The sequence below is a fragment of the Pseudomonas sp. PS01299 genome (genome assembly GCF_029960145.1).
GTDB lineage: Bacteria > Pseudomonadota > Gammaproteobacteria > Pseudomonadales > Pseudomonadaceae > Aquipseudomonas > Aquipseudomonas putida_A.
Genome location: NZ_JASCPO010000255.1, coordinates 1 through 7,733 on the forward strand (window position 1 = coordinate 1; position 7,733 = coordinate 7,733).

The 7,733-nt window shown below is 51.6% G+C and carries 6 protein-coding genes and 2 pseudogenes; 4 read left to right on the top strand and 4 right to left on the bottom strand.

What is annotated here, in order from left to right:
• Positions 1–179 precede the first annotated feature (179 nt).
• From QMX91_RS26840 to QMX91_RS26850, 3 genes are all read right to left on the bottom strand, one after another.
• Positions 180–503 carry a DUF2388 domain-containing protein gene (locus QMX91_RS26840; RefSeq protein WP_282411801.1) on the bottom strand — a complete coding sequence of 108 codons (324 nt, stop codon included), beginning with the start codon at positions 501–503 and terminating at the stop codon, positions 180–182.
• A 70-nt stretch (positions 504–573) separates the two neighbouring features.
• Complete coding sequence (locus QMX91_RS26845) at positions 574–798, bottom strand: hypothetical protein (RefSeq protein ID WP_282411800.1); 225 nt, start codon at positions 796–798, stop codon at positions 574–576.
• Positions 795–1,034 (bottom strand): hypothetical protein, encoded by a 240-nt coding sequence (locus QMX91_RS26850; RefSeq protein WP_282411799.1) that lies wholly within the window; start codon positions 1,032–1,034, stop codon positions 795–797. The genes QMX91_RS26845 and QMX91_RS26850 overlap by 4 nt, the downstream gene beginning before the upstream one ends.
• Positions 1,035–1,735: 701 nt before the next feature.
• Between QMX91_RS26850 and QMX91_RS26855 the strand changes: the two are divergent.
• The 3 genes and pseudogenes from QMX91_RS26855 to QMX91_RS26865 form a co-directional block, all read left to right on the top strand.
• Positions 1,736–2,082 (top strand): annotated as a pseudogene (locus QMX91_RS26855) (transposase); the annotation flags it as partial.
• A gap of 216 nt (positions 2,083–2,298) precedes the next feature.
• A complete protein-coding gene (locus tag QMX91_RS26860; RefSeq protein WP_282411798.1) occupies positions 2,299–3,864 on the top strand; it encodes a PAS domain-containing methyl-accepting chemotaxis protein in 1,566 nt (521 codons plus the stop codon).
• Positions 3,865–4,949: 1,085 nt separating this feature from the next.
• Positions 4,950–6,590, top strand: a complete 1,641-nt coding sequence (locus QMX91_RS26865) for a methyl-accepting chemotaxis protein (protein ID WP_282411797.1) — start codon at positions 4,950–4,952, stop codon at positions 6,588–6,590.
• A gap of 75 nt (positions 6,591–6,665) precedes the next feature.
• Here the strand turns inward: QMX91_RS26865 and QMX91_RS26870 are convergent.
• Positions 6,666–7,214 (bottom strand): annotated as a pseudogene (locus tag QMX91_RS26870) (chloride channel protein); the annotation flags it as partial.
• A 61-nt stretch (positions 7,215–7,275) separates the two neighbouring features.
• On the opposite strand from QMX91_RS26870, the gene QMX91_RS26875 reads away from it, so the two are divergent.
• Positions 7,276–7,733 (top strand): transposase (locus QMX91_RS26875; RefSeq protein WP_282413633.1); only part of this gene is annotated, 458 nt, incomplete at its 3' end.

Genomic DNA, 7,733 nt, shown 5'->3' on the forward strand with positions numbered 1-7,733 from the left:
CCCCCCCCCCCCCCCCCCCCCCCCCCCCCCCCCCCCCCCCCCCCCCCCCCCCCCCCCCCCCCCCCCCCCCCCCCCCCCCCCCCCCCCCCCCCCCCCCCCCCCCCCCCCCCCCCCCCCCCTAGATCGAATACGGTAAGGGATCTATCGCCTGATAGGCAGTTACAGAGATCTATGCGGCCTTAGAAAGACGCAGCTATCGCCTGTGCAAGCTGCTGGTCGGACATCAGCGGAGAGCTGTAAGTCGCCCTGTAGAAGCGTGACGCCTGTTCAAACTGCGCGCCACGAATTTCGCCATCTGAGCCAATGAATGCCAGTGCATCAGGTTTGGCTGGCTTGAAATTTTTCGTGGCCAGCATCGTCAGCGCTGTCGTTCCTGAAAGAAGGAAGGTTGGAGCCATTGTTATCATCATCATCGAATTTTGATATGAGCCTTTGTTTTCAGCGGAGGCTTGGGCGCTAATTGACACAACGGCTACGATTGCCAGGGTCTTCCAGAAATCCATTCTTCGATGCTTCCATTGCCATTTAGGGGGGCACCATAACATTCTAGTACCAGCTCGATTCTTATCAGCCTCAACTAATGCCTTGAACACCAAAAAAATGGTTCAGCGCTATTAACTCAATCAAAGCTACGAAAATACATAACACAATGAATCCAGGGCTGAAAACCCGCTTACGGTTGGAAGATTCACTGCCTAGCCCACATGGTTCTGAATCACCGGAAATCAGCAGAAGAAACCCCAGCCACGCCAAAATACCGACCTTGCCTTTGAAGCTCTGATTTCGCCATGCGGTCATCTGATATTTCCCGCACCGGGATTTATTCGGCCCAACGTCGTTTGTTCGGGACACCCCTCTAGCTTCTCCTCAACTTTCTGGAATGAGCGAGCTATCTTCACCAGCGCGTTGGCTCCTTGCTCATCGCCTTCGGCCAGCATGCGGTCTGCTACTCCGAACAGATCCACGCCTGCCCACTTGAGGGTGGCAGCTGCTTCTTTCATGTCGCCGCGCAGTTCTTTAGTAGAGTTGTTCATTCCTATGCAGTCTCCATCACTCACTATTCTGGCAGGAAATTGTGATCAGCCCCTGCTCAACCTGATTAGATCGCACATCAGCATATCTAAATGCTCATACAGTTTTCCAATCCTCTCCATGCACACTTAAAACTCTGGATCTACAGACGGTTCCGTAGCACTAAATAGATCTTGGGCGGTTCTTTCATGTGCCAACGCAGCCCTTCGCGGAAGGATAGCGCAAAGCTAGCTACTGCCGCATGAGTGGATGCTCGCCTTAAACTCTGCAAGGCGTGTTCCCCGGCCGCTTACGCAGACGCCGCGAGCAACCGAGATTGACCAACTGTTGCCGCATCAATGGATGCTTGTCTGATCTGTGCAAGGTTGTTCGCTGGCCGCTTAAGATTTTCTTCTTCCAGTCACGCGCTGAACATTGAGCAAGATTTGTGTTGCAGACGCTTACGGCGAAACGGCGTGTCGTTGCAGATTTCGTGCAGGAAAGAAGCACTGCCTATCCGATCATTTGATAACAAGCCCTGGCGCGAAATCAAAAAAATCACACCCATTAAAAACTTGAGAGCCTACTCACGCTTTTCTCAGTATTTTACTTATAACGAGGGGGAGGAGGCAGACGCAGACATCACCGAGCACCTCGATGTCGAACGTGCGAAGTATTGTCTCTGCCTACGTTGCTCCGGCTGCCATTGACGGTGGTATGGCCGGCCCCCGGCTTGATTGCCTGGATCTTGATAAGCAAGTATCTCGATCATTTGCCGCTGTATCGGCTGGAGCAGATCGCCCAGCGTGACGGGGTCACTCTGGGCTGCTCAACCTCGTCGGAGTGGTTAGGCCGCTAGAGTTTTTGCCCTGCAACCCTTGGCCGATCGATTGCTTGAATTACTGCATCAACGCCTGATTTTGCATGCCGAAGAAACCCCGGTGCAGCAAATGGATCCCGGCAAGGAGAAACCAACCGGGCCTATCTGTGGTGTTATCGCAGCACCGACCCTGGATGAGAGGTCAGGCGTTGCCATGTTCGACTATCAGTCCCGGACGCAGTGGTGCGTATCTTCGTCACAGAATTTTCGAGTCCGCGAAGCATCCCAATACCGACCTGCATGCTGAATCAACCTGTAAGTTAAGTCGATGATTTTATTGAGGTGTGAATACTCGCGTTGCCGGACTTGTCATTTTTTACGACACGCAATGAGTGCGGTGCGCATTACTGACTAACATTTTCCACATTGTGGCCGATGCTTTACCTATAGGAATAGGAGCAATACCGATGAGAAACAATCAACCGGTCACGCAGCGCGAGGTTGTTCTCGGGCTTCAGCAAAAACTCATCTCCACAACGGACGTACGAGGTGTCATAACTTACTGCAATGATGCGTTCGTCGATATAAGCGGTTTCGAGGAAGCGGGCCTGATCGGCGCGCCCCAAAATATCGTTCGTCACCCTGATGTACCTCCTGCCGTATTCGCCCATATGTGGGGCGCGCTAAAGCAAGGCAAGCCATGGATGGGCATCGTCAAGAATCGTTCGAAAAACGGAGATCACTACTGGGTCAATGCCTATGTCACCCCGATTTTCGACGGTGTCCAGATTGTTGGCTACGAATCGGTCAGGGTGAAGCCGACCGGTGAACAGATTCGTCGGGCGGAAACGCTGTACAAACGCATCAGTCTCGGGAAATCAGCCATACCATACCGTGATAGATGGCAACCGGCTCTGCTCGCTTCGTTGCCGACTGTTGTCATGGGTTTAGTAGGCACGCTGTGTGGCGCGATGCTCGGCATTCCTGAAGCTATTATGCTAGCTGTCGCAATATCAGTACCTATAGGCCTGCTAGTGTCGCATCGACAAAATCAAGGGGCGTTGCGTCTGCTGGGAATGTCGGAAGCTTCAACCTCCGATTCGCTGCTGGCGAAGATGTACAGCGACGAACGCGGCCCTCAGGCGCGCCTTGAAACTGCGTTCGTCAGCCAGGCTTCCCGACTCAAGACCTGTCTCACTCGATTGCACGACACGGCTGAACAATTGAACGAGTTGGCCGGCAGATCCGATAGCCTTGCTGCGGACAGCTTCCGAGGACTTGAACGCCAGCGCGTCGAGACCGAGCAAGTATCAGCCGCTGTCAATCAGATGGCAGCCACAACGCAAGAAGTCGCCAGCCACGTTCAACGCACTGCTGACGCCACCCAGGAAGCCAGTGTGCTCACCGGGCGCGGACGCGAGGTGGCTCGAGACACCCGAGAAGCTATCCAGTTGCTCTCGACTGTGGTGGGTGAAACTGAGCTAACAGTCGCTCAATTAGCCAAGGACAGTAATGAAATTGGCACAGTGGTCGACGTAATCAAAGGCATTGCCGATCAGACAAACTTGCTGGCGCTGAACGCGGCCATTGAAGCCGCTCGGGCGGGCGACATGGGCAGAGGTTTTGCGGTAGTCGCCGATGAGGTGCGTCAACTGGCCCAGCGTACAACTGAATCAACCGCACAAATCCATAGCTTGATCTCAAAGTTGCAGGTCTCGTCTAACAACGCCGTAAAGATCATGGCGAGCGGACACCGCAGGGCCGACGAAGGTGTGGCATGGGTGCTTGAAGCGGACAAAGCCCTGGTGGGTATCAGTGAAGCCGTAGAGAATATCACTGACATGACCACCCAGATTGCCGCCGCGACTGAAGAGCAAACTGCGGTTGCCGAGGAAATCAGCCGCAACATCAACACAATCGTGGATCTGGCCGATCAGACGTCTGAGCAAGCAAGGCATTCGGCTGAGCTAAGCAGCGAATTGACTCAGACAGCCAAAATTCAATATTCGTTGGTTGAGCGGTTCAATCGGTAGTTCACCAGAATGAATGCGCAGACTTCACATAAGAGTTTTGCTACTTATAAAAGGCGGCGTAAATTTAAAGTCGAATTTGACTATATACTCCGTGATATTAGGTTTTGGTTTCGTTCGATGCTCGGCGAGCAAGTGGTCAAGCGCTTTAACTAAAATCGGCAGTTCTTCGTCGCGGAAGCAGACATATTCTGTCGACTAGCCCAAGTATCGGCAAGGCGTACCTGGCGAAGTTTTAGCTCTTGGGCAAAGGCCTCTGCTGCAATCTTGGGAAGTATGCCGATGCCTAGGCGTAGTTCGGCTAACTAGGCCAGCTATGCATGATCTCTTTCTCAGAGGATCATAAGATTTAGAACGCAGATTCTCTATCTGCTCTGTTGCCCGATATTTAGAAAGCTTGAGAAATTGATAGCTAGCTTGAGCGCTCCGCTTTCGTAGGTTACTCAGCGCTTCCGACTTACTCTGTTTTAACAACGATATCCGCCTAATGATGACGGCTGCAGTTGATGCCGTGGATCGTATTCTCAGATCTGGTTTAAATACACAAAGCAGAACTGCTTCTCGTCAACCTCTTCCAGAAGGGTGAGTACACCGATGATCTCTTTTTAAACTCCAAATCTAAGTCCACCGGGGAGGTTATGGGCGCACTGTATGCGATCAATAGACGATGGGGCAGGGGGCCGTCTCCATACATCCTGATTGGTGTATGCGGAGAGAGATAGTGAGCCAAAGTTTCGCGACCTGTGTTGATAAATTTTTGACATTGTACTGCCGACAACTCGCAATTCTACGAGCTATCAGACGGTACTGAGAGTAAATCTAAATCACGGTTATGTTTGATGAGTGCAATGAGAGGTTTTTAGGCAGTGGCGTTTCTAGAATACATCTTTCAAACTACAGCATTAAGAGCTCGAAATGCGAATTATTATTAAAGGCAATATTTTCAATATTGATACGCAGAGATGACTTTATCTGTTAGGCACCAGGAGCAAAATAATATTAAATAAAATAACTATTAGCCGATAAATTTTCTGATCAATGGCACGCCTCTAGGTTAACCAGATCTCCCACTATGAAGAGAAAACTCTATGATTTGGTTCCTGAATCTACGCCTTGCGGCAAAGCTGTCGATATCATTTTTGGTCTGCGCATTGATAACTGTCGCGATCGGGTTCGTTGGGATGACCGGTAACGCCAGGTTAGGCGACACAATCGCATCCATATTCGGCAATAATATAACATCAATTAACAAAGTAAATGAGGCGCTTCAACAAGTAATTTATCACAATAGAGATCTGTACCTACTGCTGGCACAAAAGGCTGGTAACGCAAGTGAGTCGGAACTCGCAACCACTCAAAAATCATTATCTGATCGTAAGCGTACTGTAGAGAATTCATTCGCGATTTATCGTAGTACCCCGCTACGTGAAGACGAAAAAGTGCTGGGTGATAAATTCGAAACGGATTGGCCTGCTTATATAAAAGCGGCCGAGCAGTTCTCCAATACCTTGAAGTCGGGGGATTTGCCAGGAGCTAGGTCGCTTCTGACAGGAGATGTAAGTAGTAAGTACGGTTTCGCTGAAAAAGAAATGTTGGGGATCATCGCATCTAATATTGAGCAAGCTGACGATATGAAACGTGAGAGTGATGTACTCATTCAGAGCTCTAAGCTCACGTTGATTGCGGGTATGGTAATTGCTTTCGTTCTAGCAATAGGCTTGGGTCTTCTAATCACACGCCTCATTACGCGCCCCCTGTCTTACGCAGTAGCGGCTGCAGAGCGCATTGCCGCCGGTGATCTTACACAACGTATCGACGCAGGTGGCCAAGACGAAACCGGTCAGTTGCTTTCCTCCCTGGGTGGAATGCAGGCTAGCCTTAGAAATACAATCCAAAATATATCGAGTGCTTCAGATCAGCTTGCATCGGCAGCAGAAGAGCTAAGCGTCGTAACGGACAAAAGCACACGAGGCCTCACTCAGCAGAGCAGCGAAATCGAGCAGGCAGCCACTGCTGTCAACGAGATGACCGCAGCTGTCGATGAAGTCGCTCGCAACGCTGTTTCTACAGCAGAAATATCGCAACGCACGAATCAAGATGCCATGGCTGGTAAGAGCAAGGTTGGAGAAGCAGTTCTAGCAATTGAAGACATGGTTGGCGAAATAAATTCGTCTAGCTCGCAAGTTCAAGAGTTGGCTCATCAGACGAAAGAGATTAGCAAGGTACGTGAGGTGATTCGGTCGATTGCTGACCAAACCAATCTGCTGGCCTTGAATGCCGCCATTGAAGCTGCTCGAGCTGGGGAGCAAGGTCGCGGCTTTGCGGTGGTGGCTGACGAGGTGAGAGCCTTGGCTCATCGCACCCAGTCCTCCACTGTCGAAATTGAGGGGATGATTAATACCGCGCAAACAAGCGCTACCTCAGTAGTACAAACCATGAGTAAGAGTCAGCGCAAGGCAGATAACACACGTCAGTTGGCGCAGGCTGCAGGCGTTGCGCTGGAATCGATCACTGAAGGCGTCGCTGCAATTACAGAACGGAATCTGGTGATCGCAAGTGCCTCGGAAGAGCAGGCACAGGTTGCTCGTGAGGTAGACCGTAATCTCGTGAACATTCAAAGCTTATCAGCTCAAACTGCTACAGGAGCACATCAGACCAATGCTTCGAGCCACGAACTATCGAGGCTTGCAGTGTCCTTCACTCAGCTGGTAGCCAAATTTAAGCTTTAGATTTGGATGAAAAATACGTTTTACTGGTGCGGCTTTTAACTTACGTTACGCAGCACGATGCCCCAGTAAAGCCCATCAGACCGGATTCTTTGCCGTGGAATTGGGCTCTCCGATCTGGAGAGCGCTCCCTGCCAATTGCTCGTACAACTCATGCACCATTCTTGAGCTCACGGCCTTGGCAATCAAGGCTAGCGCGATGAGGCTGATCACCATAATGTGACTTTAAATCATCTCCATCACAATAGTGGCGGAGATGATTGGAGACTGAGTGACTGCAGCCAGAAAACCCACCACACAGAGTGCGATAGTTGGCTGCGCGGCCAGCTGGAACAGCTCTGCGGTATTCGCGCCGACAGCGGCTCCTACCGCCAGTCAAGGGGCAAAAATCCCGCCAGGGATATCCAAAAAATATGTCACTACGGTCGCCAAGAAACACGTAATTGGTGCGTGCCAGGGCAGGACAACATCGGATACGATGACCTGAGAGATAATGCCGTAGCAACTACTGAATTACATTCCGCCACTGAGCCAATCCAATATTGCGACTACCAATCCACAGATGCCGGCAAACCACGCTGAGTGTAAGCGCCGCCATTGCCAGATGATGAACTCTGGGTGTTGGCGCTGATTGAAAACTGACCCACCGGGGATGCGGCGGAAATCTTGGACTACCTGGAGGTAGTTCATGTATTCATACGAAGACCGTATCCGAGCGGTCAAGCTCTACATCAAACTGGGCAAGCGAACCGGGGCAACTATTCGTCAGTTGGGCTACCCGACGAAGAACTCTTTGAAGAGCTGGCACGCAGAGTATGAGCGATGCCTCGACCTGCCGCGTTGCTACGAGAACTCGAAGTCGAAGTACTCACCGGCCCAAAGGGAAAAGGCTGTCGAGCACTATCTCGAATACGGTCGCAACATCGCCGCTACCATCAAGGCGTTGGGCTACCCCGCGCGGGATTCTTTGCGTGCCTGGATTTACGAAATGCACCCCGAGTTGCATACGCGTGTTGTCAGTCGATCAGACGGGTTAGCCCGGCCGCCAGCGGTGAAGCAGGCAGCGGTCATCGCGCTGTGCACGCGAAAAGAAAGTGCGAAAGCCCTGGCTCAAAAGCTGGGCGTGTGCAGGCCGACCTTGTACAA